Origin of the sequence: Pseudomonas sp. LJDD11, assembly GCF_024584215.1 — a bacterium.
GTDB lineage: Bacteria > Pseudomonadota > Gammaproteobacteria > Pseudomonadales > Pseudomonadaceae > Aquipseudomonas.
In genome coordinates this window covers 1-227 of the sequence record NZ_JANJFL010000154.1, presented here as the reverse complement: position 1 = coordinate 227, position 227 = coordinate 1, and the positions used below count along the sequence as shown (strand labels likewise).

The following is a 227-nucleotide window of genomic DNA, read 5'->3' as shown; positions in this document are numbered from 1 at the left end:
GGCGCCAAAGGGTTTGACCAGCCTGTTGGGTGCGGGCACGTTGAGCAGCAGGCGCAACACTTCGCGGCTGCGGTCGTCGCACAGCAGTTGCCCGCGAATGTTGTCCAGATAATCGGCAATCTGCTGGCGTGAGCGCGGTACATCACGGGCGCCCAGGCGTTCGGCGATGAGGGCGGTTTCCGCGTAGTAGGTGTCCTGTTCGGCCTGTGACAGCTCAGGGTCGAGAT

Annotated in this window: 1 protein-coding gene; it reads right to left on the bottom strand. The window is 63.4% G+C overall.

Translation table 11 applies throughout. From position 1 onward, the window contains the following. Positions 1 to 227: oxygenase MpaB family protein (locus NRB16_RS29295; protein WP_257107625.1), on the bottom strand; the 227-nt coding region annotated here is incomplete at both ends.